This is a genomic window from Novosphingobium sp. BL-A-41-Hi4A-0G (genome assembly GCF_055521735.1).
On record NZ_JBVFVU010000002.1, the window covers coordinates 44,853 to 70,443 of the forward strand.

The following is a 25,591-nucleotide window of genomic DNA, read 5'->3' on the forward strand; positions in this document are numbered from 1 at the left end:
CAGAAAATTCACAGGAACCAAAGAGTTGGCCGCGCGTTGGGGCAATCGGAATTCTGCACCCCGTATTCTGGAGCCCTGCTCTTGGCCTCGAGACCAACCCATTCCTATCGCCGCGAAGGCCTGTCTGTGGATGGGCGGTCCCGCGAGGCGGGCGGCGCAAATGCTGCGTTCCTGAAGGCGTTCAAGCTGGCCGTCGCGATCAACGTCCTCGCCTGCCTCCTGCTCCTGCCCGACATCTTCGGCCATGATGATTCCGGCGCGACCGAAATCTCGGCAAAGTCCGATTACAGCGGTTTCTAGCTGAACCACGCTCCGCCATTGACGTTGACCGTGCTGCCGGTGGCAAAGCTGGCATCGTCGCTGGCAAGATAGGCCACGGCGCCTGCCACTTCCTCGGGCCGCGCCAGACGCTTCATCACGCTGTCTGCGGCAACCGCAGCCTTCACCTCTTCGGGCAGTGGTGCGTAGATCGGCGTCTCGGTTGCTCCCGGATTGACCGCATTGACGCGGATGCCGCGCGGTGCCAGCTCGCGCGCCATCGCGCGGGTCATGCCGAGCACCGCCGCCTTGGCCGTCACGTAAGGCACCGGCCCATTGCCGGCGAGCGCGGCGGTGGACCCGATGTTGACGATTGCGCCGCCGGTCCCCTGCTCGCTCATGATCCGCACCGCCGCGCGGCTGCAGCGGAACGCGCCGTCGAGCGTCACCGAAAGCACGCGGCTCCAGCCCTCGTCGCCGCAATGGATGGTCTGGTCGGCAAAGGCGCTGTCATCGCCCCCGGCGCGCGCGGCTTGCCCGGCATAGAATTCGGCCATGCCATCGCCCGGCGCGCTGCCGATCCCGGCATTGTTGACCAGCACGTCGACACCGCCCAGCCTCTGCGCCACTTCGGCAAAGGCCGCGTCCACCGAAGCCGTGTCCGAAACGTCGCAAGCCACGCCAATGTGCGGAGCGCCCAGCACGGCACCCGCCTTCTCCGCCGAAAGATCGAGCACGGCGACGACCGCGCCCTCGTCCGCCAGCCGCCGCGCAATCGCCGCGCCGATCCCCTGCGCCCCGCCGGTCACCACCGCGCGCTTGCCTTCGAGTCTGTGCATGATCAATCCTCGACTTCGGGCCGCCAGGCGACGCCGTTGATGTGCCCGCCGCCGTCGACGTAGAGCGTGTTGCCGGTCATGTAGCTGGATGCCTCGCTCGCGAGGAACACCGCGACCGGGCCGATGTCTGCGGCAGCTTCGCCAAAGCGCCCCACCGGCACCTGTCCCAGGATCGCCTGCGCCATTTCCGGGTTGGCATCGAAGTATTCCCGCGCCGCCGGGCTCAGCGCCGAGGGGCAGATCACGTTGGCCGTAATGCCGTGCCCACCCCATTCGACCGCCGCCGTGCGGGTCAAGGCACGCACCGCTTCCTTGGCTGCGTTGTAGGCCACGGTGAACATGTGCGCGTTGACGCCGTTCAGCGAGCCGAGGTTGATGATCCGCCCGAACCCTTGCGCCTTCATCAGCGGAAACGCCGCGCGCATCGCCCAGAACGCCGACCAGTAGTTGAGCAGGAAGGCGCCTTCCATGTCCTCGTCGGTGTGGTTCTCCAAGCGCTTGGGAAAGCTCGCACCGGCATTGTTGACGAGAATGTCGAGCCGCCCGAACGCCTTGGCACAAGCCTCGACCATCGCGTCGACCTCGCCGCGCGCAGTCACGTCGACCTGTCGGGCCAGCGCGTTGACGCCGTATGTCACGCGCAAGTGCGCAGCTTCGGCCTCGGCAGCATCAAGCCCGCGCTGGGCAATCATCACGTCCGCACCTTGCGCGGCCAGTGCGCGGGCGATGCCCTGCCCCACGCCCTGCCCGCCGCCAGTCACCAGCGCGCTGCGGCCTTTGAGAATGCCTGTCATGGGATCACCCTTCTCAGCTTGCGCCTTTTCAAGTCAGGGGCGGATAGTCGGTATAGCCGCGCGCGTCTTCGCCGTGGCCGGTGTAGAAGGTGTTGCGATCCCCCTTGGCGAGCGGCGCCCCGCTGCGGAAGCGCTCCACCAGATCGGGATTGGCGATATAGGCGTACCCGAACGAGACCGCCTCGGCCTTGCCCTCGCCGATCACCGCATTGGCCTTGTCCAGCGTCAGCCCGCAGTTCTCGATCACCGGGCCAGACCAGTTGGCCCGCACCAGCTCCAGTGCATCAAACCCGGCATTGGGAATGTGGATCAGGTGGCAATAGGCCAGCCCCATGCCGTCCACCGCCTTCAGCAGCGTGGCGTAAGTCTCTGCCGGGTCCGCATCGGCCATGCCGTTGAACGTCACGCCAGGGCAAATGCGAAAGCCCACGCGCCCTGGCCCGACCGCCGCCGCCAGCGCGGAGAGCGTCTCAACGACGAACCGCACCCTGTTCGCCGCACTGCCGCCATAGGCATCGCTGCGCTGATTGGAATTGGACGAAAGGAACTGCATCGGCAGATAGCCGGAGGCGCAATGCAACTCCACCGCATCGATCCCGGCCTCGCGCGCATTGCGCGCCGCGCTCACATATTCGGCAATCACCCCCGGAATCTCATGGGCTTCCAGCGCGCGCGGCATCTCGGTCGGCACCGGCACGCCATCGGGGCCGGGGATCGGATCGGGGCAGGCAATGGCGCTCGGCGCAACCGTCTGCGCATCCGCCGCCTTGTTCGCCCGCACCGCAGCGCGGCCCACGTGCATCAGCTGCATCGCGATGAGGCCGCCTTCCCCATGCACCGCATCGGCCACCTTGCGCCAGCCAGCCACCTGCTCGGGCGAGTGGATCCCCGGCGTGCGCCAATAGCCCTTGCCGTGCGGCGAAGGCTGGGTGCCCTCTGTCACGATCAGCCCCGCCGAAGCACGTTGGCGGTAGTATTCGACCATCAGGTCGGTCGGCTCGTCGAGCGGCCCCGCCCGGTCGCGCGTCATCGGCGCCATGACCACTCGGTTGCGCAATTCCAGATCGCCGATGCGAACGGGCGAGAACACGTCAACCACGGCGCTCAACTCCGCACGCGGGGCTTGGGCAACGGCGCACCCCGGCGCATCGTCTCGATGAACTTTTCCAGCGGCGCGGGCGGCTCCACCGGACCGTCATGCGGCTGGCCATTTCGTGCCCAGTAGGTCTTCCAGCTCGGGAACAGGTCGTGGAAGCTGCCGTGATATGGCGGCACGCCGGGCCAGCGCATCTTGCGGTCGCCGATCGGCGGCTTGTTGAGATCGCTGGCGTACCAGTAGAGCGGCAGGCGGCGGCGGAAATACCAGCGGCCCTCGATCCGCTCGTACTGGTCGAAGTACATCATCTGCATGATGACCCATTCCGCACCGCTTTCGTGCTCGTTCTTGGAATAGACCACCCCTTGCGCATGGTCCGGATCGTCGAAATCGATCACGTGCCCGCCGATATGGTGGCTGGTGCCATCGAACTGCATCGAATGCGTCTCGTCGAACCAGTCGCGCAGCGCCTTGCGCCCGCTCTTGCCCCCGCCGACGCGGACGTCCTCGGGGAACAGGTTCACCCAGGCATCGCCATCGCGCATGTCCAGCGCGAGCGAATACTTGGCGGGCAACTGCCGGATCGCGTCGAGCGATTCCAGCCGGTCGATGCGGGCAAGCAGGGATTGATCGGTCATGCGGTTCGTGCCTTCAGGAAAGGGGAGCTGGCCGGTAGAGCGAGCCATTGGCCCAGCCGAGAATGTCATCGCTGCCCGAGGTGATCAGGTCGTCGACCTCGCCCACCAGCAGGTCATGCGTGCCGAAGCTGACGCTCTCGCGGATCGTGCAGAAGATCGCAGCGGGCGCATTGTCGATGAACCACACGCCGTCATGGGCATGGTGGACATGCTGCCGCCAGTCTTCCTGCGTGAAGCGGGCATCGCGCGCGGCGGGATCGGCGAAGGGCAGCACGTGCCCGTCCTGCCCTGCCTGCAACAGGTTGATGCAGAAGCGCCCGGCCCGCATCATCGCGTCATAGGCGCTGCCCGAGCGGTTGACGCAGATCGCCATGGCGGGCGGCTCAAGGCACACCGGCATCAGCGCCGACATCGCCAGCCCCACCGGCGCGCCGCTATCGGGATCGAAGCTGGTGACGATGCCGAGCGGCGCCGGCATGAAGCGCAGCACGCGCTTCAACCGGGCATCGAGCGGAAGGGCGGTCTGCGTCAATGTCACTCCCCTCACCCGGTTCGCGGGTAGAGGGCGAATCCGGGCTGAACTTGCTATTTGCGCTATTCTATATCCATGATCTTACGCAAATGCAAAGCCCGAAGCGTGATCATGCCACGCAGGCGGAAAGTTCCCGGCGTTCCTGCGCCAGAGCCGCCGCATCGCCTGCCAGCGCCCGGCCGACCAGCAGCAGCGCCGGACCATCGCCCAACGCGGTCCGCGCCACCAGCGGCAGCAGGTCGAGCCGCGAATGGAACTGGCGCTCCTCGGGCAGGCTGGCGGATTCGACCAGCGCCACCGGCGTATCCCCCGGCATCCCCGCCGCGATCAGGTTGCGCGAAACCGCCTCGGCCGCCGCCTTGCCCATATAGACCGCCAGCGTCGCATCGGGATCGGCCAGCACCTGCCAATCGAGATCGAGCGGCTGTCCGGCCCGCGCATGGGCGGTCACCAGCGTCAGCTTGCGGGCAAGACCGCGCAGAGTGAGCGAGCGGCCAAGGCTTGCCGCCGCCGCACTCGCCGCAGTCACGCCGGGGCAGATGCGCACGTCGATGCCATGGGCGTGGGCTGCGCAAAGCTCCTCGGTCGCCCGCCCGAAGATCGCCGGATCGCCGCCCTTGAGCCGCACCACGCGCTCGCCCGCCAGCGCCGCCTCGACGAGCAGCGCATCGATCGTGCGCTGGTCCTTGGAATGCCGCCCCGACCGCTTGCCGACATGGACCAGCCGCGCGCCCGGCCCCGCCAGATCGAGCACGCCAGGCCCGACCAGCGCATCGTAAAACACCACGCTCGCCATGCGCAGCAGCCGCTCGGCCTTGCGCGTCAGCAGTTCGGGATCGCCGGGACCTGCGCCCACCAGCCAGATCGTGCCTTCCGGAAAATCGCTCATTGCGCCGCCTCCGCTGTCTCGCCCCATTCGCGCAGCAGCCGGGCAATCGCCGGACGGCATGACCCGCAATTGGTCCCCGCCCCGCAAGCCCTGCCCACGTCCGCAACGCTGCCCGCGCCTGCCTCAGCCGCGCCAAGGATCTGGTTCGCGCCGATGCCGTGGCACACGCAGACCACCGGCCCGCGATCGGGCGCAGGCATGCTCGGGCGCGCGGCGAGCAGTTCGGGCACGCCTGCGCCGCGCGTGCCCAGCTGCCCCGCGATCCAGTCACGCGGCGGCAGCTGCCCCGTGCGCGTAACGAACAGCGCCGCGCGCAGCGTGCCCGCCCCGTCAGTCACCGCCAGCCGCCGCATTCCCCGCGCCATGTCGACCGCCTCGATCCGCTCACCGCCGGGCAGCAGCACATCGGCATCCACCGCGCCATCGCCCGCCAGTTCGTATAGCCAGCCGCCCGCCACCGCCGAACGGCTCCACCACACCAGACCTTCGGGCGTCATGGCATCGCCGCGCAGCAGGAACGCGCGCCAGTCGCTCGCCACCGGCTCGATCCGGCAGGCGTTGTTCTTGAAGCCGGGCTGGCCGGAGACGGGATCGACCGACTGGTCGGGCAGCAGGTTTCCGCGCCCGCCGCTGGCCATCGCATCGCTCCAGTGCATCGGCACGAAGACCTGACCCCGCGCTTGCGCATCGGTGACAGCCACGCGGAACACCGATGCCCCCGACGCCGTCACCACCTGTGCCAGCGCGCCATCCATGATCCCCGCCAGGGCCGCATCGTCCGGATGCACTTCCAGCAAGGGCTCGCGCCGATGCTGCGCCAGCATGGGCGAAAGGCCGGTGCGGGTCATCGTGTGCCACTGGTCGCGATAACGCCCGGTGTTGAGCCGCAGCGGAAAAGCAGGATCGACGCCGCGCGTGCGCGGCTCCACGGGTACCACGCGCATGTCGCGCCCAGCCATCGGATGCCGCCCGCCCCACAGGAACGGCGCCATCGCCTCATAGTCCGCGTCCGAAATCCCGGCCCTGTCGGTCAGGTCGAGCACCTTGCCATGCTGCACCGAAAGCGCGGTCATCGCCGCATATTCGCGGAACACGCCCGCCGCATTGGCCCAGTCGAACCCGGCAAAGCCCATCGCTTGCGCCACTTGCGCAATGATCGCCCAGTCCGCCCGCGCCTCGCCCGGAGCGGCAAACAGCGCGCGCTGGCGGCTGACGCGGCGTTCGGAATTGGTCACCGTCCCGTCCTTCTCGCCCCAGGCCAGCGCTGGCAGGCGGACGTGCGCGAATTTCGCCGTATCGGTATCGGCGATCACGTCCGAGACGACCACCGTCTCGCACCGCGCCAGCGCCTCGCGCACGAAGCCCGCATCGGGCATCGAGACGGCGGGATTGGTCGCCATGACCCAGAGGAACTTCACCCGCCCGTCATGCACCGCGCGGAACAGGTCCACCGCCTTCAGCCCCGGCCCCGAACACATCCGCGGCGCCTGCCAGAACGCCGCCACATCGGCGCGCTCCTCTTCCGAAAACCCGAGATGGCAGGCGAGCATGTTGGCCAGCCCCCCCACTTCGCGCCCGCCCATCGCATTGGGCTGCCCGGTCATCGAAAACGGCCCCATGCCCGGCGCATTGATCCGGCCTGTGGCAATGTGCAGGTTGATGATCGCATTGCCCTTGTCCGTCCCCGCGACCGACTGGTTCGCCCCCATCGAGAACACCGTGACCATGCGCGGATGCGCGGCAACCAGATCGGCCAGCGCCGCAAACGTCTCAACCGAAACGCCGCCATTCTCCCCTCCCGCAGGCGGGAGGGGTTGGGGGAGGGCCTGTTCCCCCACCAACCCCCGCCGCCCCATCTCTCCCAGCAACGCATTGAACAGAGCGACATCCCCATCAGGAGCCACCGGCACATGCAGGTCCGCCTGCTCGGCCGTCTCGGTCCGGCGCGGGTCGATCACCACGATCCTGGTTCCGCGAGCCTCCCGCGCCGCCTCGATCCGCTGCCAGATCACCGGATGGCACCACGCGGTGTTCGATCCCACCAGCACGATCAGGTCCGCTTCATCCAGATCGTCATAGGTGACGGGCACCACGTCTTCACCGAACGCGCGATTGTGCGCCGCCACCGCGCTCGCCATGCACAGACGGCTGTTCGTGTCGATGTTGGCACTGCCGACAAAGCCCTTCATCAGCTTGTTGGCGGCATAGTAGTCCTCGGTCAGCAACTGGCCCGAGACATAGAGCGCCACGCTGTCCGGCCCGTGCCGCTCGATGCAATCGCGCATCCGGCCCGCCACCAGATCCAGCGCCTCGTCCCACCCGGCGCGGGCGTTGCCGATCATCGGATGGAGCAACCGCCCTTCCAGCCCCACCGTCTCCCCCAGATGCGTGCCCTTGGAACACAACTTGCCAAAGTTCGCCGGGTGCCCGGCATCGCCCCGGATGGTGACAGAGCGCTCGCCCGTCACCTCGGCGGCAATGCCGCAGCCAACGCCGCAATAGGCGCAAGTGGTGCGGACCTGCCTCAAGCCGCGCGGCTTCCGACCACGGCGGAGCGCAGCAGATACATCCGCCCAGCATCAACCCTCATCGGAACGGTCGGAACGCACCCCTTGTCCTCGCCCAGCGCCTCGCCGGTCTTGAGCGAGATGTTCCAGTTGTGCAGCGGGCAGGTCACCACGTTGTCGTGGACGATCCCTTGCGAGAGCGGCCCCTGCTTGTGCGGGCACTTATTCACCAGCGCGTAGAACTCGTTCTTCTGCGTGCGGAACACCGCAATCTCGTCCGCGCCGATCACCGGCAGCGTGCGCGCGGTGCCCGGCGTGATCTGGTCCACCGAACCGATGTCGAGCCAATCGCCGATCATGCTGCAAACTCCGTCATTACAAGGGGCCGCACTTCGGCAAGGTGCTGGTGCAGATCCGCATCCTTGCCCGCCACGCGCTCGGCCCAGGGATCGGTCTGGCAGAAGGTCTGCGAATAGCGGAACCGCGCGGCAAGGCGCTTCACGCTGTCAGGATCGTCGAACAGCCCCGCCTTCACATGATCGAGGCCCACGCGCTCGATCCACGGCGCGGTGCGTTCCAGATAGTGCGCCTGCTCGCGGTAAAGCTGGATGAACGCCGCGCAGACATCCATCGCTTCCTGCTCGGTCGCCACCTTGCATAAGAGGTCGGTGGCGCGGACCTTGATCCCGCCATTGCCGCCAACGTGCAACTCATAGCCAGAGTCCACGCAGACCACGCCGAAGTCCTTGATCGTGGCTTCCGCGCAATTCCTCGGACAGCCCGAAACCGCGATCTTGAACTTGTGGGGCATCCACGAACCCCAGGTCATCCGCTCCAGCTTCACGCCAAGCCCGGTCGAATCCTGCGTGCCGAAGCGGCACCATTCGGACCCGACGCAGGTCTTCACCGTGCGCAGCGACTTGCCATAGGCATGGCCCGAAACCATCCCCGCCGCATTGAGATCGGCCCAGACGGCAGGCAGATCCTCCTTCTTGATCCCGAAGATGTCCAACCGTTGTCCGCCGGTGACCTTGACCATCGGCGCGTTGTACTTTTCGACCACATCGGCAATCGCGCGCAGTTCGCGCGGGTTGGTGAGGCCGCCCCACATGCGCGGCACCACCGAATAGGTGCCGTCCTTCTGGATATTGGCGTGGAGCCTCTCGTTGACGAAGCGGCTCTTCTGGTCATCCTCGTACTCGCCCGGCCAGGCGCAGAGCAGGTAGTAATTCAGCGCAGGTCGACATGAGGAACAGCCATCAGGCGTGGTCCAGTGCAGTTCCTGCATCAGTTGCGGGATCGCGCGCAGGTTCTTCTCGAAGATCAGACGGCGCACATCGTCGTGGCTGAAGCTGGTGCACTTGCACAGCGTCTTCGGCCCCGATTGCACTTCGCCACCCAGCGTCAGCGCCAGCAGACTCTCGACCAGTCCCGTGCATGAACCGCACGAAGCCGAAGCCTTGCACGTGCTGCGCACCGCATCGAGGCTGCACGCGCCCGCCTTGATCGTTTCGACCACCTTTCCCTTGGAAACGCCGTTGCAGCCGCAGATTTCTGCGTCGTCCGATAGCGCTGCAACGGCGGCATTAGGGTCCAGCAGGGCGCCCCCACTGGCAAAGGCCTGACCGAAGATCAGCGCCTCGCGGATGGCGGAAATGTCCTCGCCCTTCTTCAGCAGGTCGAAATACCAGTTCCCGTCCGCCGTATCGCCATAGAGCACCGCGCCGACCAGCTTGTTGTCCTTGACGACAACACGCTTGTACACCCCGCGCGAGGCATCGCGCATGACGATGTCTTCGGCCCCGTCACCGCCCGAAAAGTCGCCCGCCGAAAACAGGTCGATCCCCGAAACCTTGAGCTTGGTCGAAGTGACCGAACCTTCATAGCCGCTGGGCTGCTCGCAAGCTGCATCGGCCAGCGCGCGGCACATCTCCCACAGCGGCGCGACGAGGCCGTAGCAGGCCCCGCGATGCTGCACGCATTCGCCCACAGCCATGATCGCCGGATCGCTCGTCACCATGTGGTCGTCCACCACGATGCCGCGCTCCACCTCCAGCCCCGCCGCCTTGGCCAGCGACGTGCCGGGGCGGATGCCGACGGCCATGACCACGATGTCGGCAGCAAACTCGCGCCCGTCCTTCAGCTTCACCGCCGCCACATGACCATCGCGGCCCACGATCTCGGCGGTATCGCCCCCGGTCACGATGGTCTGCCCGCGCCGCTCCAGCTCGGTCTTGAGCAGGTATCCCGCCGCCTCATCAAGCTGGCGCTCCATCAGCGTGGGCATGAGATGAACGACGGTGACCTTCATGCCCCGAAGCGAAAGGCCATGCGCTGCCTCCAGCCCGAGCAGGCCACCGCCGATCACCACGGCGCTTCCACCCTTTTCGGCGGCGCTCAGCATCCTGTCCACGTCATCCAGATCGCGGAACGTCACCACACCCGCCAGATCCTTGCCCGGCACCGGGATGATGAACGGATCGGACCCCGTGGCGATCAGCAGCCGGTCATAAGGCTCGACCCGGCCCGACTTCGCCACCACCGTCTGCGTCGCGCGGTCGATCGAGACCACCGGATCGCCCGAGACCAGCGTGATGCCGTTGTCGGCATACCAGTCCTCGCCATTGATCACGATGTCCTCGAACGCCTTCTCTCCGGCCAGCACCGGCGAAAGCATGATGCGGTTGTAGTTCACCCGCGGCTCGGCACCGAAGATCGTCACGTCGAACCGGGCGGGATCGCGGGCGAGCACTTCCTCCACCGCGCGGCACCCGGCCATGCCGTTGCCGATCACCACCAGCCGCTCCTTCACAGGCGCGGTCCGGTCCTTTTCCATCAGGGTTGCAGGCGCGTTCACTCCGGTCTTCCTTGTCAGACGCGCAAACACGAAAAAGCCGCCCGAACGCTTCCCTGTTGGGAAGGTCTGGGCGGCGACGTTGCCACGCGATGTTGATCTTTCAGGCCTTGCGCTGGTTCGCCCGTCCTTGGGCGGCGCTTCGGCCTTCGTTCACTTGGCTAACCGATTCGGGTGCTGCACTGCAAGGGTTATTTTGCAGTGCAGCACACTCATCCTTCGACAGGCTCAGGATGAGCGGGGGAGATCTTCAAGCACAACAAACCCGCTCATGCTGAGCTTGTCGAAGCATCCCGCGCAACCCGTCACCGTAACCTCAAAACACCACCTCAGCCTGCAACCACACGATCCGCCGATCCACGCCGAACTTGTCCGCGTTGTAGTTGGCATATTTCACCAGCCAGCCGACCTTCTTCGTCTTGAACCCCAGGCTCGCATCCCATTCAGTGCCGAACTTCACCCCGCCCACATCGCTGCGGAATTCGTGATACGTCACATTTGCGTTCAGCCCCTGCACCGCCTTCACCTTGGGAAAGACCTTGGCGAGCGTGACGTAGTAATCCTCAAGCCCGGTGCCCGGCGTGGTCAGGAACAGGTCGGCCCAGCCGTTGAACTTGTGCAGCGTGGCCAGCGGCGTCTGGAAGGCCTTGCCCGCCTTCCGGTCCGCGCCCAGCTTCTCGTAGCCGCCGGTCAGGGTGAAGCTCTGATAGCCCAGCCCCAGCTCGCCCACGACGAAATCCGCCGCGTAGTTGACAGGGTTGCGGCCGATATCCGTCTGCCGCGCATAGCTCGCCAGCACATTGAGCTTCACCGCCTTCGACAGCGCAATGCTGCCCGAGACGCGCCCGCCATACGTCTGCGAGGAATTGGCGAAGGCAAAGGCCTCGTCATAGTCGATGATGTAGGAGAAGCCCTTCACCTGCAGCGGCCCGATCTTCACGGCAGCCTGCACGAAGGCGAAATCCCCGTCCATCGACCGGCGCGGCCCTGCTTCCGATCCGAAGATCGAATCCTGCTGGACCGCATAAGTCGCATCAAGGCTCACCGGCCCGACCGTCGCCTCGGCGCGCACGGCATCGAAGGTCTGCTCATTCTGCCGCCAGCCGACCGAGCCGACGAAGCGCTGGTCATCGAGATTGATCCGCTGCCGCCCCACCGTCAGCGCGAAGTCCTTGACCTTGTACATGATCTGCGCGCGGTTGAGGTCGATGCTCTCGCCATCGGCCACCACCGCATATTGCGGACGCCGCTGCGAACTGCCCGGCAGCGCGAAGGGGAAGGCGTTGAATTCGTTGTTCAAGCCCAATGTGCCCTCAGCCTCCACCAGCACCGAAAGGTGCGAAGGCGCGTGGCGCAGTTCCACGCCGGTACGCAGGCGCAAGGTCACCGCATCGGCATCGACCGTAGGCTGGTCCACGCCCTCATAACGAATGCGCGCGTCGATGATCGGGTCGAGCGTCAGCCCCTCCCCCACCGGCACCGGATCGCCGAAAGCGGGCTTTCCCGCCGCGAACGCCGGATGTGCGAAGGCGATCGACGACGCGAGCAGCGTCGCCGTGATGGCAGTCTTTTTCATGTTTTTCTCCTGAACCCCTCAAAGAAGGCCGCTCAGGCATCCTCTCAGATCGGTCCGCCCCTCAGGCGGCGTGGGCCTTTGGCCCGTGGTCGTATTCGGCCAGAAAGCGCAGCACTTCCTGACGGTAGGCGTAGAAATCCGGGTGCTTCAGCAGCGCCTTGCGGTCCCGCGGGCGCGGCAGGTCGATCTTCAGCACCTTGCCGATCGTGGCGTTGGGGCCATTGGTCATCATCACCACGCGGTCAGCCAGCAGGATCGCTTCGTCCACATCATGCGTCACCATGATCGCGGTCACCTTGGTGCGGTTCCACACTTCCACCAACACGTCCTGCAAGTCCCAGCGCGTCAGGCTGTCGAGCATCCCGAACGGCTCGTCCAGCAGCAGCAGGCGCGGCGAAAGCGCGAAGGCGCGGGCAATGCCCACCCGCTGGCGCATCCCGTTCGACATCTCCGTCGCCATCTTGTCCTTGGCATCGGCCAGGCCAACGCGGTCGAGATAGTAATCGATGATCTCGCGCCGCTCAGATCTCGTGGCGTGCGGATAGACCCGCTCCACCCCCAGCGCCACGTTCTGCCGCGCGGTCAGCCACGGCATCAGGCTCGGCGCCTGGAACACCACCGCCTTGTCCGGCCCCGCCACATCGATCTCGCGATTGTCGAGGATGATGCCACCCTTGCTGATCTCGTTCAGCCCCGCCGCCATCGTCAGCACGGTGGACTTGCCGCAACCCGAATGGCCGATCAGCGAGATGAACTCGCCCTTGTCCATCAGTAGGTTGAAGTCCTCGACCACGGTCAGCGGCCCCTTGGGCGTGGGGTAGATCTTGTTGAGCTTCCAGAACTCCATATAGCGCCGCGTCGCGCCCTTCTTTGCCACATCCTGATAGGCCTTGGGCGGAGGTGCCAGATCGAGCGGGGTCACGTTGGGCAAATGCCCGAAATCGCTGCCCTGCGCCGCCTTTTCGCCCGCCAGCCCGCCAAGGTAATTGACGATCTCGGTGCGCAGCTTCTGGAATTCCACGCTGTCGTTCACCGCCTCGCGATCGCGCGGGCGCGGCAGCGTCACCGGGAAAATCCGCCCGATCTTCGCAGCAGGTGCCGGCGTCAGCACCGCCACCCGGTCCGCCAGCAGCAGCGCTTCGTCCACGTCGTTGGTGACGAGGATGATCGTGCGCTTTTCCTCCTCGCGGATGCGGTCGATCTCGTCCTGCAGCTTGGCGCGGGTCAGCGCGTCCAATGCGGAAAGCGGCTCGTCCAGCAGCAGGATTTCCGGCTCCATCGCCAGCGCGCGGGCGACTGAAACACGCTGCCGCATTCCGCCCGAAAGCTGCGCGGGCTTGCGGTCCATGGCATGGCCGAGGCCGACCAGCTCGACCTTCTGCCGCACCAGCGCCGCGCGCTCTTCCTTGCTGCGGTCCTTGTGCACCGCATCCACCGCCAGCGCCACGTTCTGCCCCACCGTCAGCCAGGGGAACAGCGAGTAGGACTGGAACACGAGGCCGCGATCCTTGTCCGGCCCGTCAATCGCCTTGCCATGCAGCAGGATCTCGCCCGCATCCGGCTCCACCAGCCCGGCAATGGCCGAGATCAGCGTGGTCTTGCCAGCGCCCGAGAAGCCGAGGATCGCGATGAATTCGCCCTCCTCCACATCAAGGTCGATGCCGCCGAGAACTTCCGAAACGCCCCCGGCCTTGCCGGTGTAGCTCTTGCGGACGTCTTTCAGCGAAAGGATCGTGGCCATGGTCGGTGCCTTTCTCAGACAGTGCGGTTGCGGCTGACGAAGGCCTGCAGCGCCATCATCACGCGGTCGAGAGCGAAGCCGATCAGCCCGATCACCACCACCGCCACCATGATCCGCGCCAGCGACTTTTCGGACCCGTTCTGGAATTCATCCCAAACGAACTTGCCCAGGCCCGGGTTCTGCGCGAGCATTTCCGCCGCGATCAGCACCATCCAGCCGGTGCCCAGCGACAGGCGCATGCCAGTGAAGATATAAGGCAGCGACGATGGCAGCACGAGGCGGGTCAGCTTGGCGAACCAGCCCAGCCGCAGCACCCGGCCCACCGCGATCAGGTCCTTGTCGATGCTCGCCGTGCCGATGGCGGTGTTGATCAGCGTCGGCCAGAGCGAGCACAGCATCACGACCACTGCCGAGATGATGAAGCTCTTGGCCAGCGTCGGATCGTCGCTGGTGACAGAGGCGGAAACCACCATCGTCACGATCGGCAGCCACGCCAGCGGGCTGACCGGGCGCATCACCTGCACCAGCGGATTGATCGCCGCGTTGACACGGCTGGACATGCCCGCAACCAGCCCCAGCGGCACCGCGAACAGCGTCGCCAGCACAAAGCCTGCCGCCACCGTTTCAAGGCTGGTGAAGATCTGGTCGATGAACGTCGGCGGCCCCGTATAGGCATAGCCTGCCGCAACAGCTTCAACTGCCGCAACCCGCGATGCCGCCGCCTCGTCAAGCAGCCCGAGAAAGGCTTCCCAGACATCCCCCGGCCCCGGCAGCGTGCCGAGCGAGGTCTGCACCAGCGGCGCCAGCAGCGCCCACAGCGCCAGGAACCCGCCGATCCCGGCCAGCGGCGGCCAGAGCGCTTCGAACGCGGCGCGGGCCGAGGGCAGCTTGATCCCGAACAGCAGCGCCTTTTCCGGCTTCGCGGCACTATCCACAGGTGTCTCCGCTTTCGCTTCGGGGAGGAGAGCCGCGCTCTCCTCCATGACATCCGCTTCGGTGCCGACGAATTCGTCCTTGCGCAATGCGACCGCGTTCATCGTCTCTGCTCCTGTCTTACTTGACGCCCGCAGGCGTGACCTTCTGGCCCGGCTTCAGCCCGATGGCGAAGCTGGCGGCATAGGCGGCGGGCTTTGTCGCATCGAAAGCCACGCCGTCGATCGCCTTGCGCGAATAGACGCGGAAGCCGTCGGTGGCGGGGAACTGGTCGGCCTGCGCCTTGCCTTCCTTGACCAAAGACTTGGCCGCCTCCTCATAGATGTCCGGGCGATAGACCGACTTGACCGTGTCGAGATACCACTGGTCGTTCTTGTCCTCGGCGATCTGCCCCCAGCGGCGCATCTGCGTCAGGAACCAGATGCCGTCCGAATAGAACGGATAGCTCGCCTGTTGGTCAAAGAAGAGGTTGAACTCCGGCGTATCGCGCGTATCGCCCGCGCCGAAGGTGAACTTTCCGGTCATCGAGGCCATCAGCACCTTTTCGTCGGCACCGACATACTTCGGGCTGGCGAGCATCTTGACCGCCTCGGGCCGGTTCTTGCCGCCCTCGGCATCAAGCCACATCGAAGCCCGGATCAGCGCGCGGGTCAGCGCCTTGACCGTGTTGGGGTTCTTCTTGGCAAACTCCGCCGTCAGGCCGAACACCTTGTCGCCCGTGGTCCCGGCAATGTCGGGATCGACGATGATCGGCACGCCGATCTTCTTGGCAACCGAGGCCTGATTCCACGGCTCGCCCACCGAATAGCCGTTGATCGTGCCCGCCTCCATGGTCGAGGGCATCTGCGGCGGCGGGGTGACCGAAAGCTGCACGTCGGCCCCGGTCACGCCTGCCGTATCGCCCGGCAGGTAGAAGCCGGGGTTCAGCCCGCCCGCCGCCAGCCAGTAACGCAGCACGTAGTTGTGGGTCGAAACCGGGAAGACCATGCCCATCTTGAAGGGCTTGCCCTCGGCCTTGAACTTGGCGACGACGGGCCCAAGTGCCGAAGCCGAAATCGGCATCTGCACCTTGCCGTCAGGCCCCTTCGGCAGGGTGGGCGCGATCATGTCCCACACCTGGTTGGAAACGGTCACGCCCTTGCCGTTGATGTCGAGCGAGAACGGCGTGACCAGCGGCACCTTGCTGCCGATCCCCGCACCCGAGGCCAGCACCTGCCCTGCCAGCATGTGCGCCCCGTCCAGCTGCCCGCCGGTCACGCCATCGAGCAGCACCTTCCAGTTCGCCTGCGGTTCAAGCGTCACGGTCAGCCCTTCCTCACGGAAGAAGCCCTTCTCCTGCGCCACCACCAGCGGGGCGATGTCGGTCAGCTTGATGAAGCCGAGCTTGAGCACCGGCTTTTCGATGCCATTGGCCGAAGCCGCGGGCTTTTCCGGCGCATCGCCGCCCTTGCCGCAGCTCGCCACGGCAATCCCTGCCAGCAGCGCCGCGACCATTCCCCGCCGGTTGAACCCGTTCCGTCCGCTCATGTAACCCACCCCTCGAATGCGGCGTGGCAAACACGAAAAAGCCGCCCGAACGCATCCCGAGATGGGGAAGGTCTGGGCGGCGACGTTGCCACGCAATGAAACTGCTGGTCCGCCCGGTGATCTGTCCGTCCATCCTTGGGCGGCACCGTTTGGCTTGAAACTCAAGCTATGTGATTCGGCTGCGGTTCGGCAAGCGTTTTTTGCACCGCAGCAGAAATTTATGTCTGACGCTGGCTTTCGATGTAACTCTGCAACAGCGCCGGATCGAACGGCTGACCATCAAAAAATCTGTTGTTTTCCAGTGTTATAACCCCCTGCTGCATGCTCACAGAAGTCGGCCCGCCAAGGCTGCCTTCCACCTTGGAACTGGCCCCCGGCAGCGGCTCCCCGGTCCCCAATAGTGCGCTGCGGTACACATCGGGCCGGAACACCCGCGCCGCCTTGCCCGCATCGCCCGCGTCAAAGCCCATGCCGTCCCAGCGCACCATCTGGCTGTAGAGCCACTCGGCCTGGCTGACCCAAGGGAAGTTCGCCGCCTCGCGATGCTGGAACATGAAATCGGGATAGTGCAGCAGCTCTCCTCCCTTTGGCCCACCTTGGGCCAGCAGCAGCCGGTCGGATATCGCCCGCCGGATCAGCTCGGCATTGCCGTCAAGATATTCCGCCCGCGCCAGAATCGCCGCATTGGCATCGAGGTTTGCCGGATCGACGAAGTGCTCGCCCGCCTTGCGCAGCGCGCGCACCAGCGCTTCCACCTTGGCGCGGCGCTCTTCCATCACCGGCTCGCGCAGGGCGAGAACCTTCTCCACCCCGCGCCGCCAGATCTGCGCGGTCACCAGCACGATCTCGCCCGCGCCGCGCTCCACCGCCACGCTGTTCCACGGCTCGCCCACGCAGATCGCATCGACTTCGCCAAACTCCAGCGCATCGGCGCAGAACGGCGGGGCGACCGTGGTGATCTCCACGTCCACGTCGGGCCGCACGCCACAGGCCGCCAGCCAGTAGCGCAGCATGTAGTTGTGGCTGGAATAGCGGTGGACCACGCCGAACCGCAGCGGCTTGCCGGTCTGCGCCAGATGCGCCTTCAGCGCCGCGCCGACGCTGGCCGGATCGCCGAGGCCGCCCGCCGGATTGACCGCGCGCGCAAGGTCTGGCCGCATCGTGATCGCATTGCCATTCAGCCCCAGCACGAACGGCACCGACAGCGGCTGCGCCGGCCGCCCGCGCCCCAGCGTCGTCGCAATCGCCAGCGGGGCGACCATGTGCGCGGCATCGCTGTGCCCGTAGAGCAGCCGGTCGAGCACCGTCGCCCAGCTCATGTCGCGCACCAGCCGCAGCGAGATGCCCTCGGCCTCGGCAAAGCCGTGCTCGCGCGCAAGGATCGGCAGGCACGCATCGACCAGCGGCAGGAAGCCGACGGTCAGTTCGCCCAGAGCAGACGCGGACGCCATCACTTCCCTCCCATCAGCTGATGCGCGGTCACCACCGCCTCGGCAATATCGGCAATGCGCTTGCCCTGGTTCATCGCGGTCTTGCGCAGTTCCGAATAGGCCTGGGGTTCGGAAAAGCCCCGGCTGTCCATCAGGATGCGCTTGGCCTTGTCCACCACCTCGCGCTCGGCCAGCTTGCCCTTGGCCTCGGCCAGATCGGCCTCCAGCCGGGCAAAGGCGTTGAACCGCCGCACCGCCAGATCGAGGATCGGGCGGATGCGATGCGGCGCAAGGCCGTCGACGACATAGGACGAAACGCCCGCATCCACCGAAGCGGCAATCGATTCCTCGTCGCTCTCGTCCACGAACATCGCGATCGGACGGCCGAGCACGCGGCTCACTGCAAAGTATTCTTCCAGCACGTCGCGCGAGGGGTTGCCGAGATCCATCAGCACGATGTCGGGCGCGATCTCGCCAATCCGCGCCACCAGCCCGCGTCGCTCGGTCACCACGAAGATCTCGCAGTCCTCGAGCATGGCCAGCCCCTCGCGGATCACCGCCGCGCGACTGGCGCTCTCATCGACGATGGCTATGCGCATGGCGATGCGTAGTGCGCGGGGGATTGCCGCGTTTCAAGGTCTTTTGTGTATATGACGCGCCCTAACGCGCTGGGGCGCGCCTAGGCAGGATTGCGGAACAGGTCGCCGATCGAGCGGGCAAAGTGCGATTCCATCGCCGCCTTGGCAAGCTCGGCATCGCGTGCAGCGATGGCCTCGGCTACTTCGCGATGAAGCTCGAGCGATTGCTCCTGCTCTTCGCGCGTGGTGCGCCCCGCCCATGCGCGCGGGATGGCAATGTGCATCATCTGCTCGAACGAGCGAACCACCTGGAAGAACAGCTGGTTGCCGCTCGCCAGTGCGATCAGCTGGTGAAACGCGGTGTCGGCCTGCGTCCTTTCGCCACCGTTGCGGCACGCCTCCATCGCCCTGACCGCCTGAAGGATCACCGCGGCCTGGTCGTCGGTCCGGTTGATCGCGGCGAGTTCTGCCGTGCGCAGTTCCAGCGTACAGCGCACGTCCCACACGTCGGCAAGCGAGACTTGCGCGGTGGAGATGGCATGGCTGATCGATGCCCCCATGACAGAGCCATCAATGGCCGCGACCCGCGCACAGCGGCCGTTGCCCACATCAATCATCTTGAGCGCGGCAAGCGCATGAAAAGCCTCGCGCATGACCGGACGGCTCACCCCCAGCTCGGTGGCAAAGCTGCCTTCGCTCGGCAGGGCATCGCCTACTTTCAGCCCGCGCGTCCGGATATAATCGCGCACCGCGTCGGTCGCGCTTTCGACCAGCGTGATCTTGGGCGTGGGCGTCATGCGGCAAGCCCCCGGCGGCGAAGTGCGCTCGGCGCGATGCCGAACCTGCGGTTGAACGCGCGCGTGAAGGCCGCATTGTTGAGATAAGAGCATCGGTAGGCGATAGTCGAGACGGGTAGATCCGTGCCAAGCAACAGCCGTCGTGCCTCGGCCAGCCGTCGTTCGGCCAGCACTTGCGCAATGGTCGTCCCATAGATTTCGTGGAAGCCCCGGACGAGCTTGTCGCGGTTGACTCCGGCAATCCGGGCCAGTTGCGGGATCGTCAGCTTCTGGTGCCAGTTCTCGTCAATGGCCCGCCGCGCCGCTGAAATGCGGGCAACGTCAAGCTCGCCAAGGCACCTCTCGCTGCCCGTCGCGACAAGCGTTGCGCCGTCGGCAAGGGCGGCATGGATCTGGCACAGCAGTTCGATGCTGCGCGCCAGACGCAGCGTCACGCGCGCTTCGCCCGAGGCCTCGCAGGCGATGATCGAGTTGGCGAGCGCGAGCAGCGGGCTTGGCAGATGCCAGATCGTCGCGCGCTCGGGTCGGGCGGCAAAAAGACGCTCGCAGGCCTTGCGCGCCACCACGAGGACGAGCGAGGCCGTCTCGGTCCCGTCTAGCTCCGGGCCATCGCGGTACTCGAGCAGCGTGGTCCCGTTGGCCTTGCCCGTGGGAAACAGGAAGATCACCGCATCATCGGGCATGCCCGGCGCGATGGCGCCCGCCGGAGCGGGTCCCTTGCCAACCAGCGTGATCATTTCGTGCGAAACCTGGATGCGCTCTTTCACCTGCCGACTCCCTGCAGCAGATTGCTTCTAACCTATAATACAGGTTGTGCAACGGCTGTCTTACAGGTCCGGCACATGCCGTCGGGCCACAATGAACCCTGCAGCCCCGGCAAGGCTCACGCCCAGCCCCACGATCGCCAGCGCCCGCGCGATCATGCCCTCGCCGCCGAGCACGTCGCTGATCGCGGCGACAAGTGTCGGCGAAAGGCCGAACGCAACCAGGCCGCCTATCGCGAAGAACACCCCAATCGCCAGCCCGCGCAGCTGGTTGGGCAAGAGCACCGCGAGCGCCGCCGCTGTCGTCAGGCCGGTGATCGTCCCGCCTAGAAGGAGGCAGAACAAGGCGGCGGCAAATAGCGGAATGGAGGGCATGACCGGAAAGATTGCAGCTGGCAGGGCAAGAATCGAAGCGATGACCGCATCCCTCGAGGATGCCGCCGCGCTTGTCCCGGCGATGGCCCGCATCGGCGGCAAATCCTCCCGCGAGCGAGCCCAGAATCCCCGCTGCGAATACCACCGCGCCAAGCCAGGCTGCCGATTGCGGCGGCGTCACGCCATACGTGCGCGACAGCACCGGCGCGGCCCAGACTGTCGCAGAGGCATCGGCCATGAACACGCCGATCTGACCGACGAACAGCGCCGCGAGGAAGCGGCGATAGCCCAGCAACGCGCGGAAGGTGTCGCCAAGCGCAGGCGTAGCCTCTCCAAGAGCTTCGCGCCGCACAGGCTCGCGCAGGAACAGGAGCGGCACAACAAACCCGAGGCTGGCCAGCCCGATGACCAGGTGGATGCTGCGCCACGGTGCCAGCCCCCCCTACGCCGCCATGATCGACGAACCAGCCGAGCAACCAGCCGCCCAAGGCAAAGGCAAGACCAGTCCCGGCATACTTGCCGATGGTCAGCAGAAGCAGCGCCCGTCCGCGCTGCGCCGGAAGGCACAGGTCGGCTGCGAGCGAAATCGCGATCGTGGTTGAGACATTGGCGCCGATCCCGCCCAGCATCCGCGCGAGGAACAGCCATGGCAGGCTCGCGGCAAGGGCGGTCAGGAGCGTGCCTGCAGTCCAGGCCAGCGCGGTCCACAACAGCATCCGCACTCTCACGCCTCGGTCCACCTGCAGGCCGACCGGCACCGCTAGGATCGCAAGCGGAATGGACACCGCAAGCCCGCTGACCAGGCTCAATTGTACGTCGCTAAGCGCAAGTTCGGCCTTGGCCTGTTCCTGCACTGCGCTAAACACGGCCAGCGCGACATTGCCAGTTGCCAAGGCAAGGTTCAGCACCAGCAAAGGGACAAGCGCGCGCCGCGATGCCGCACCCGTCGCTTCGCACTCCGCAGCGGTGCCCGCACGGGCGGTCACAGGGTGAATATCTTGCCGGGATTGAACAGGTTCTGCGGATCGAACGCCCGCTTGATCAGCCGCATCTGCTCGACCGCGCTGCCGAGTTCGGCCACCAGCCAGTCCTGCTTGCCAAGGCCGATGCCGTGTTCACCGGTGCAGGTGCCGTCCATCACCAGGGCGCGCTCCACCAGCCGGGCATTGATAGCCTCCACTTCGGCCAGTTCCTCGGGCGCATGCGGGTCCAGCGAAAAGACCACATGGAAATTGCCATCGCCGACATGGCCGAGGATGGTCGCCGGCACGCTCGATACGGCGAGATCCTGCTGCGTCTCGAGGATGCATTCGGCAAGTCGGCTCATCGGCACGCAGACATCGGTGGCCCAGCCTACCGCACCCTGCCGCAGATTGATGGCCGCATAGTAGGCTTCATGCCGCGCACGCCACAGCCGGCTGCGCTCTTCCGGCTTGTCGGACCAGGCAAAGGCCGCACCGCCGTTGGCACTTGCCAGCGCCTCGACCGTCGCAACCTGTTCGGCGACATGGGACGGCGTGCCGTGAAATTCGAAGAACAGCGTCGGCGCTTCGGGATAATCCAGCTTCGACCAGCGGTTGACCGCGCGCATCTGCAGGGCATCGAGAATCTCGACGCGGGCCAGCGGGACGCTGCAATAGATCGACTGGACGACGGTCTCGACAGCGCCTTCGAGCGTTGCGAAGCTGCAGACCGCAGACGAAATCGCTTCGGGGATCGGGTGGAGGCGCAGCGTGATCTCGGTGATGATACCCAGCGTCCCTTCGGAGCCGACATAGAGACGCGTGAGGTCATATCCCGCCGCCGACTTGCGCGCGCGCCGCGCCGTGCGGATCACGTTGCCCTGCGGTGTCACGATCTCCAGGGCGAGCACCGCGTCCTTCATCGTGCCATAGCGCACCGCGTTGGTGCCCGAGGCACGGGTGGAGGCCATGCCGCCGATGGTCGCATTGGCGCCCGGATCGATCGGGAAGAACAGGCCCCGATCGCGCAAGTGCAGGTTCAGTTCCTCGCGCCGCACTCCAGGTTCGATCACGCAGTCGAAGTCGGCGTCGTTCACCGCCACGATGCGGTTCATCCGCGACATGTCGAGGCAGATACCGCCAAACGGCGCGGCCGCGTTGCCCTCGATCGAGGTGCCTGCGCCAAACGGCACGATCGGCACAGCGGCACCAGCACACAGGTTCACCAGATCGACCACATCCTGCCGGCTTTGCGCGAAGACCACGGCATCGGGCGTCATGTTCTCGAAGTGCGATTCACTCGAACCGTGCTGTTCGCAGATCGTCTGCCCGGTCTGGAGCTGTTCGCCGAAGCGCTTCTCCAGGCCGGACAAGAACCCGTCAGGCAGGGGGCTTGGCCCTCGGGATGACGCGACACCGGCCATGGATCAGAACTTCATGCTTGCACGCACGCCGTAACGCCGCGCATCGCCCATGATCCCGAGGTCCGAGGCCGGAAGGCCGGCAAGTTGCAGGGTGGTGCGCTCGATGTAGCTTTCCCAGTAGCCCTTGTTGAGCAGGTTGTTGACGAAGCCCGATATCTCGACCGGACCGGTGCGATAGGTGGCCGATGCGCCGACCAGCCAGTAGCCATCGAGCGTCGTCGGCGTCGTCTGGTTGAGCGTTGCTGCAAGGCGCTTGCCCTTGCCGGTCAGGTTCGCACCGAGCACGATCTGGTCCTTGCCGAGATCGATCGTATAGTCGCTGGCGACGTTTGCCGACCAGTCCGGCTGGAAAGTCAGTCGGTCCGAAGCCAGCAACCGCCCGGTGGTGCGGGTATAGGCCGAACTGTCGGTCAAACGCGCATGCATCAGTGTCACGCCACCGCGGATCGACCATGCCGGGATCGGCCGCACGAAGCCTTCGAGCTCAAGGCCGTAGCTCTCGACATTGCCGCTATTGAGATCGACCGTGACCAGCCCACCACCGGCGGCCGGGGCAATCGAATTGAGGCCGATGTAGTCCTTGTAGTCGTTATAGAAGATGGCGCTGGAAAGGCCGCTTCTGCCATCGGGTGCCGCATACTTGGCGCCCAGCTCGTAGGTCCAGGCGCTGTCGCCGCTATAGGTCCGCGTCGGTGCGGTCGGCGCATTGAATCCACCGCCGCGGTAGCCGCGCGCCACCGATGCATAAGTCATCAGCGTGCTTGACCAGTTGCGCTTGATGGTCAGCTTCGGCTGCCACTCGCTCGAGGTGATCCGGGCTGCAGGCAGGGCGCCACCGACCGAGCCGAGCGGGCCGAGCACGGTCACGACCGATCCGTTCGCCACGCGGTTTTCGTGATCGTAGCGCAGGCCAACGGCCACTTCCCAGTCGGGCGTCGGCTTCCAGAACATGGTGCCGAAAGCTGCGTAAGTATCCGCCTTGGTGGCGTTGACGGTGTTGCGCGTGATATTGAACGGCAGCCCGCTGAAGGCCGGGAACAGCGTCGTCGCGTCGATAGCGTGGGCTTCCTCGCGGCTGTAGAACACGCCGACGAGCGTCGAGAGGCTCGAGGAGATGTCGCTGTCGAGCCGCAGCTCGACTGTCTTTGTGCGCAGCTCGTCACCGCCCGTCGCCCGTGCAAAATCGCCTGGGCCGAAATCCACATCGCCTTCGATGTTCTGGGCCGAGCGGGCATCCCATGCGCCGATCAGGGTCAGCTTGCTCGAAAGCGCATCGACCGGCACGGCCAGCTTTGCGTTGACGCCGCGATACTTGTACTTGACCCGGTTCAGCGTGTTGAAGGTCAGGTCACGCGAATAGGCCTGCGGCCCGCTGATCCGCGAGTAGGGAATGTTGACCGAGTCAATCCAGTCGTAATAGCCATTCACGGTCAGTTCGGCCGCACCCGGCGTGAAGCGAAGCGTGCTGTTGATCGAATCGCTTTTGAACGGATTGCCGTCCTTGCCAAGCAGGTTGTTGCGCGAGAAGCCGTCCTGCTGCTGGTGCGATCCGGCGATGCGTACGGCAAGCAGGTCCTCTACGACCGGAGCCGACACCGATCCGCTGGCAATGAACTGGTGGTCCGTACCGGCATAGCTGGCGCTCGCACGCACTGCGAATTCGTTGCCCGGTTGCCGGGTGATGACGTTGATGGCGCCGCCCAGCGTGTTCTTGCCATAGAGCGTACCCTGCGGTCCGCGCAGCACTTCGATCCGCTCGACATCGACCAGCGGGTTGTTGAGATAGGCGGTGTTCGGGCGATAGATGCCATCGACGAACAGGCCCACGCCGGGCTGGACCGATTGCACCAGCGTCACGCCCACGCCGCGGATCGCGACGAATGCGCGGCCCGCGCCGTCGCTGTTGATATTGAGGCCAGGCGACAGCACGGCAGCTTCGCGCACCGAATTGAGGCCGCGCGCGGCAAGCGTATCCCCGTTGATCGCGGTCACCGAGACCGGCACGTCCTTGACCGTCTCGGCGCGCTTGCGCGCGGTGACCACGATGGAGGCGTCAGCAGGGGAATTGGTTGCTGCGTCTTCGGCAGCACCGGCCTGAGTTTGGGCTTGGGCGCGGGCGGCACCCGCACCGGCCAGCGTCATTGCGGCGGTGGTGGCAAGAATGGCATGGCGAATTGAAAGCATGTGGAGGTTCCTCTCCCCGGGGCGATTATTGGCGCTTGTCAACCTGTATGACAGCTTGCAGACCTGTATTAAAGGTTTCCCGACTGTGCAGATCGTCAGCCTGACTTTGCCGCATGGCTCACCAGCAGGTGTATCCGCCGTCGGCGAGCACGATGCTGCCGGTCATCAGCGAGGCCATGTCGGAGGCGAGGAACAACACGACAGCGGCGACCTCCTCAGGCTCGCCCAACCGCTTCTGCGGCGTTCCATCGATCCAGCGGCGGTACATTTCGCCGTCCCGGTCGGCAAAGGCGTTGAGCGGCGTTGCGATATAGGTCGGTGCCACCGCATTCACTCGCACGCCCCGGCTCCCCCATTCGGCAGCAAGGCTTCGCGTCAGCTGGTGAACCGCGGCCTTGGACGCGTTGTAGTAGCTCTGCGGCTGTGGCCGGTTGACGATGAAGCCGCTCATCGACCCGATATTGACGATGCTACCCCGCCCCGCTGCGAGCATGTGGCGGCCAAAGGCGCGCGCGCACCAGAAGCTGCCGTTGAGATTGACGTCGAGCACATTGCGCCAGTGCTCGTCCTCGACCGCCTCGGCCGGGGTCTCACTGCGCGCGATGCCGGCATTGTTGACGAGGATGTCGATCCGTCCGTGTCGCGCCAGCATGTCATCGGCCGCGGCTGCAACCGCTACGGAATCGGTCACGTCGAGTATGCAGGCCGTCGCCTCTACCCCGCTGGAGCTCAGTATTTTAACCGCCTGTCTGAGCGCGCCGGGATCGCGGTCGGCGATGGTCACCTGTGCGCCTGCTTCGCCAAGCGCCTGCGCTGAGGCCAGCCCTATTCCCTGCCCGCCCCCGGTGATGAAGGCAGTGCGTCCATCGAGCCGCAGCTTCTCAAGGTACATG

Annotated in this window: 24 protein-coding genes and 1 pseudogene; 3 read left to right on the top strand and 22 right to left on the bottom strand. The window is 65.9% G+C overall.

All coding sequences use genetic code 11. The annotated features are described in order from the left end of the window. The first annotated feature begins 81 nt into the window (after positions 1-81). Positions 82-300 (top strand): hypothetical protein, encoded by a 219-nt coding sequence (locus ACZ1JX_RS17900; RefSeq protein WP_465126709.1) that lies wholly within the window; start codon positions 82-84, stop codon positions 298-300. On the opposite strand, the gene ACZ1JX_RS17905 is transcribed toward ACZ1JX_RS17900, so the two are convergent. The 18 genes from ACZ1JX_RS17905 to ACZ1JX_RS17990 form a co-directional block, all read right to left on the bottom strand. After that, positions 297-1,097: an SDR family NAD(P)-dependent oxidoreductase gene (locus ACZ1JX_RS17905; RefSeq protein ID WP_465126710.1), complete on the bottom strand. Its 801-nt coding sequence runs from the start codon at positions 1,095-1,097 to the stop codon at positions 297-299. The genes ACZ1JX_RS17900 and ACZ1JX_RS17905 overlap by 4 nt on opposite strands. Positions 1,098-1,099: 2 nt before the next feature. After that, entirely contained in the window at positions 1,100-1,891 is a 792-nt protein-coding gene (locus tag ACZ1JX_RS17910) for an SDR family NAD(P)-dependent oxidoreductase (protein ID WP_465126711.1), read from the bottom strand. A 28-nt stretch (positions 1,892-1,919) separates the two neighbouring features. Further along, positions 1,920-2,990: an alkene reductase gene (locus ACZ1JX_RS17915; protein WP_465126863.1), complete on the bottom strand. Its 1,071-nt coding sequence runs from the start codon at positions 2,988-2,990 to the stop codon at positions 1,920-1,922. Positions 2,991-2,995: 5 nt separating this feature from the next. Next, positions 2,996-3,625 carry a nuclear transport factor 2 family protein gene (locus tag ACZ1JX_RS17920; protein WP_465126712.1) on the bottom strand — a complete coding sequence of 210 codons (630 nt, stop codon included), beginning with the start codon at positions 3,623-3,625 and terminating at the stop codon, positions 2,996-2,998. 13 nt (positions 3,626-3,638) lie between these two features. Then, complete coding sequence (locus tag ACZ1JX_RS17925; RefSeq protein WP_465126713.1) at positions 3,639-4,163, bottom strand: flavin reductase family protein; 525 nt, start codon at positions 4,161-4,163, stop codon at positions 3,639-3,641. A 103-nt stretch (positions 4,164-4,266) separates the two neighbouring features. Next, positions 4,267-5,046, bottom strand: a complete 780-nt coding sequence (gene cobA, locus ACZ1JX_RS17930) for a uroporphyrinogen-III C-methyltransferase (protein WP_465126714.1) — start codon at positions 5,044-5,046, stop codon at positions 4,267-4,269. After that, on the bottom strand, positions 5,043-7,574 hold the full coding sequence (locus ACZ1JX_RS17935) for a nitrate reductase (RefSeq protein ID WP_465126715.1): 2,532 nt from the start codon (positions 7,572-7,574) through the stop codon (positions 5,043-5,045). The genes cobA and ACZ1JX_RS17935 overlap by 4 nt, the downstream gene beginning before the upstream one ends. Beyond that, entirely contained in the window at positions 7,571-7,912 is a 342-nt protein-coding gene (nirD, locus tag ACZ1JX_RS17940) for a nitrite reductase small subunit NirD (protein ID WP_465126716.1), read from the bottom strand. Before nirD ends, ACZ1JX_RS17935 begins: the two co-directional genes overlap by 4 nt. Further along, complete coding sequence (gene nirB / locus ACZ1JX_RS17945) at positions 7,909-10,389, bottom strand: nitrite reductase large subunit NirB (protein WP_465126864.1); 2,481 nt, start codon at positions 10,387-10,389, stop codon at positions 7,909-7,911. The genes nirD and nirB overlap by 4 nt, the downstream gene beginning before the upstream one ends. 334 nt (positions 10,390-10,723) lie before the next feature. Further along, positions 10,724-11,983: an alginate export family protein gene (locus ACZ1JX_RS17950; RefSeq protein WP_465126717.1), complete on the bottom strand. Its 1,260-nt coding sequence runs from the start codon at positions 11,981-11,983 to the stop codon at positions 10,724-10,726. A gap of 61 nt (positions 11,984-12,044) precedes the next feature. After that, positions 12,045-13,724 carry an ABC transporter ATP-binding protein gene (locus ACZ1JX_RS17955; RefSeq protein ID WP_465126718.1) on the bottom strand — a complete coding sequence of 560 codons (1,680 nt, stop codon included), beginning with the start codon at positions 13,722-13,724 and terminating at the stop codon, positions 12,045-12,047. A 14-nt stretch (positions 13,725-13,738) separates the two neighbouring features. Then, positions 13,739-14,761: an ABC transporter permease gene (locus ACZ1JX_RS17960; RefSeq protein ID WP_465126719.1), complete on the bottom strand. Its 1,023-nt coding sequence runs from the start codon at positions 14,759-14,761 to the stop codon at positions 13,739-13,741. Between the two features lie 16 nt (positions 14,762-14,777). Continuing rightward, the gene (locus tag ACZ1JX_RS17965; RefSeq protein ID WP_465126720.1) at positions 14,778-16,184 is read right to left on the bottom strand and encodes a CmpA/NrtA family ABC transporter substrate-binding protein; all 1,407 of its coding nucleotides are present in this window, start codon (positions 16,182-16,184) and stop codon (positions 14,778-14,780) included. Between the two features lie 218 nt (positions 16,185-16,402). Next, positions 16,403-17,635 (bottom strand): ABC transporter substrate-binding protein, encoded by a 1,233-nt coding sequence (locus tag ACZ1JX_RS17970; protein ID WP_465126721.1) that lies wholly within the window; start codon positions 17,633-17,635, stop codon positions 16,403-16,405. After that, positions 17,635-18,213 (bottom strand): ANTAR domain-containing response regulator, encoded by a 579-nt coding sequence (locus ACZ1JX_RS17975; RefSeq protein ID WP_144907676.1) that lies wholly within the window; start codon positions 18,211-18,213, stop codon positions 17,635-17,637. The genes ACZ1JX_RS17970 and ACZ1JX_RS17975 overlap by 1 nt, the downstream gene beginning before the upstream one ends. A gap of 80 nt (positions 18,214-18,293) precedes the next feature. Then, positions 18,294-18,989 carry a FadR/GntR family transcriptional regulator gene (locus ACZ1JX_RS17980; RefSeq protein WP_465126722.1) on the bottom strand — a complete coding sequence of 232 codons (696 nt, stop codon included), beginning with the start codon at positions 18,987-18,989 and terminating at the stop codon, positions 18,294-18,296. After that, positions 18,986-19,756, bottom strand: coding sequence for a helix-turn-helix transcriptional regulator (locus tag ACZ1JX_RS17985; RefSeq protein ID WP_465126723.1), 771 nt, complete (start codon positions 19,754-19,756; stop codon positions 18,986-18,988). The genes ACZ1JX_RS17980 and ACZ1JX_RS17985 overlap by 4 nt, the downstream gene beginning before the upstream one ends. Positions 19,757-19,816: 60 nt before the next feature. Beyond that, positions 19,817-20,128 carry a hypothetical protein gene (locus tag ACZ1JX_RS17990; protein ID WP_465126879.1) on the bottom strand — a complete coding sequence of 104 codons (312 nt, stop codon included), beginning with the start codon at positions 20,126-20,128 and terminating at the stop codon, positions 19,817-19,819. A gap of 71 nt (positions 20,129-20,199) precedes the next feature. Here ACZ1JX_RS17990 and ACZ1JX_RS17995 point away from each other — a divergent pair, with 71 nt between their 5' ends. Both ACZ1JX_RS17995 and ACZ1JX_RS18000 read left to right on the top strand, forming a co-directional pair. After that, positions 20,200-20,382: a hypothetical protein gene (locus ACZ1JX_RS17995; RefSeq protein ID WP_465126880.1), complete on the top strand. Its 183-nt coding sequence runs from the start codon at positions 20,200-20,202 to the stop codon at positions 20,380-20,382. Between the two features lie 150 nt (positions 20,383-20,532). Beyond that, complete coding sequence (locus ACZ1JX_RS18000; RefSeq protein WP_465126881.1) at positions 20,533-20,730, top strand: hypothetical protein; 198 nt, start codon at positions 20,533-20,535, stop codon at positions 20,728-20,730. Here ACZ1JX_RS18000 and ACZ1JX_RS18005 read toward each other — a convergent pair. The 4 genes and pseudogenes from ACZ1JX_RS18005 to ACZ1JX_RS18020 all read right to left on the bottom strand — a co-directional run. Next, positions 20,647-21,114: pseudogene (locus tag ACZ1JX_RS18005) on the bottom strand (MFS transporter); the annotation flags it as partial. The gene ACZ1JX_RS18000 and the pseudogene ACZ1JX_RS18005 sit on opposite strands and share 84 nt — an antisense overlap. After that, positions 21,111-22,514: an FAD-binding oxidoreductase gene (locus tag ACZ1JX_RS18010; protein ID WP_465126724.1), complete on the bottom strand. Its 1,404-nt coding sequence runs from the start codon at positions 22,512-22,514 to the stop codon at positions 21,111-21,113. The pseudogene ACZ1JX_RS18005 and the gene ACZ1JX_RS18010, both read right to left, overlap by 4 nt. Before the next feature lie 3 nt (positions 22,515-22,517). Further along, positions 22,518-24,698 (bottom strand): TonB-dependent receptor, encoded by a 2,181-nt coding sequence (locus ACZ1JX_RS18015; RefSeq protein ID WP_465126725.1) that lies wholly within the window; start codon positions 24,696-24,698, stop codon positions 22,518-22,520. 118 nt (positions 24,699-24,816) lie between these two features. Next, positions 24,817-25,590 (bottom strand): SDR family NAD(P)-dependent oxidoreductase, encoded by a 774-nt coding sequence (locus ACZ1JX_RS18020; RefSeq protein WP_465126726.1) that lies wholly within the window; start codon positions 25,588-25,590, stop codon positions 24,817-24,819. Between the last annotated feature and the right edge of the window lies 1 nt (position 25,591).

Excerpts from the sequence above, each read along its gene's own strand:
- ACZ1JX_RS17905 (WP_465126710.1), bottom strand. The coding sequence starts at position 1,097 with ATGCACAGACTCGAAGGCAAGCGCGCGGTGGTGACCGGCGGGGCGCAG.
- ACZ1JX_RS17910 (WP_465126711.1), bottom strand. The coding sequence starts at position 1,891 with ATGACAGGCATTCTCAAAGGCCGCAGCGCGCTGGTGACTGGCGGCGGG.
- ACZ1JX_RS17920 (WP_465126712.1), bottom strand. The coding sequence starts at position 3,625 with ATGACCGATCAATCCCTGCTTGCCCGCATCGACCGGCTGGAATCGCTC.
- cobA (WP_465126714.1), bottom strand. The coding sequence starts at position 5,046 with ATGAGCGATTTTCCGGAAGGCACGATCTGGCTGGTGGGCGCAGGTCCC.
- nirD (WP_465126716.1), bottom strand. The coding sequence starts at position 7,912 with ATGATCGGCGATTGGCTCGACATCGGTTCGGTGGACCAGATCACGCCG.
- nirB (WP_465126864.1), bottom strand. The coding sequence starts at position 10,389 with ATGGAAAAGGACCGGACCGCGCCTGTGAAGGAGCGGCTGGTGGTGATC.
- ACZ1JX_RS17950 (WP_465126717.1), bottom strand. The coding sequence starts at position 11,983 with ATGAAAAAGACTGCCATCACGGCGACGCTGCTCGCGTCGTCGATCGCC.
- ACZ1JX_RS17955 (WP_465126718.1), bottom strand. The coding sequence starts at position 13,724 with ATGGCCACGATCCTTTCGCTGAAAGACGTCCGCAAGAGCTACACCGGC.
- ACZ1JX_RS17960 (WP_465126719.1), bottom strand. The coding sequence starts at position 14,761 with ATGAACGCGGTCGCATTGCGCAAGGACGAATTCGTCGGCACCGAAGCG.
- ACZ1JX_RS17965 (WP_465126720.1), bottom strand. The coding sequence starts at position 16,184 with ATGAGCGGACGGAACGGGTTCAACCGGCGGGGAATGGTCGCGGCGCTG.
- ACZ1JX_RS17970 (WP_465126721.1), bottom strand. The coding sequence starts at position 17,635 with ATGGCGTCCGCGTCTGCTCTGGGCGAACTGACCGTCGGCTTCCTGCCG.
- ACZ1JX_RS17975 (WP_144907676.1), bottom strand. The coding sequence starts at position 18,213 with ATGCGCATAGCCATCGTCGATGAGAGCGCCAGTCGCGCGGCGGTGATC.
- ACZ1JX_RS17980 (WP_465126722.1), bottom strand. The coding sequence starts at position 18,989 with ATGACGCCCACGCCCAAGATCACGCTGGTCGAAAGCGCGACCGACGCG.
- ACZ1JX_RS17990 (WP_465126879.1), bottom strand. The coding sequence starts at position 20,128 with ATGCCCTCCATTCCGCTATTTGCCGCCGCCTTGTTCTGCCTCCTTCTA.
- ACZ1JX_RS18000 (WP_465126881.1), top strand. The coding sequence starts at position 20,533 with ATGACCAGGTGGATGCTGCGCCACGGTGCCAGCCCCCCCTACGCCGCC.
- ACZ1JX_RS18010 (WP_465126724.1), bottom strand. The coding sequence starts at position 22,514 with ATGGCCGGTGTCGCGTCATCCCGAGGGCCAAGCCCCCTGCCTGACGGG.
- ACZ1JX_RS18015 (WP_465126725.1), bottom strand. The coding sequence starts at position 24,698 with ATGCTTTCAATTCGCCATGCCATTCTTGCCACCACCGCCGCAATGACG.
- ACZ1JX_RS18020 (WP_465126726.1), bottom strand. The coding sequence starts at position 25,590 with ATGTACCTTGAGAAGCTGCGGCTCGATGGACGCACTGCCTTCATCACC.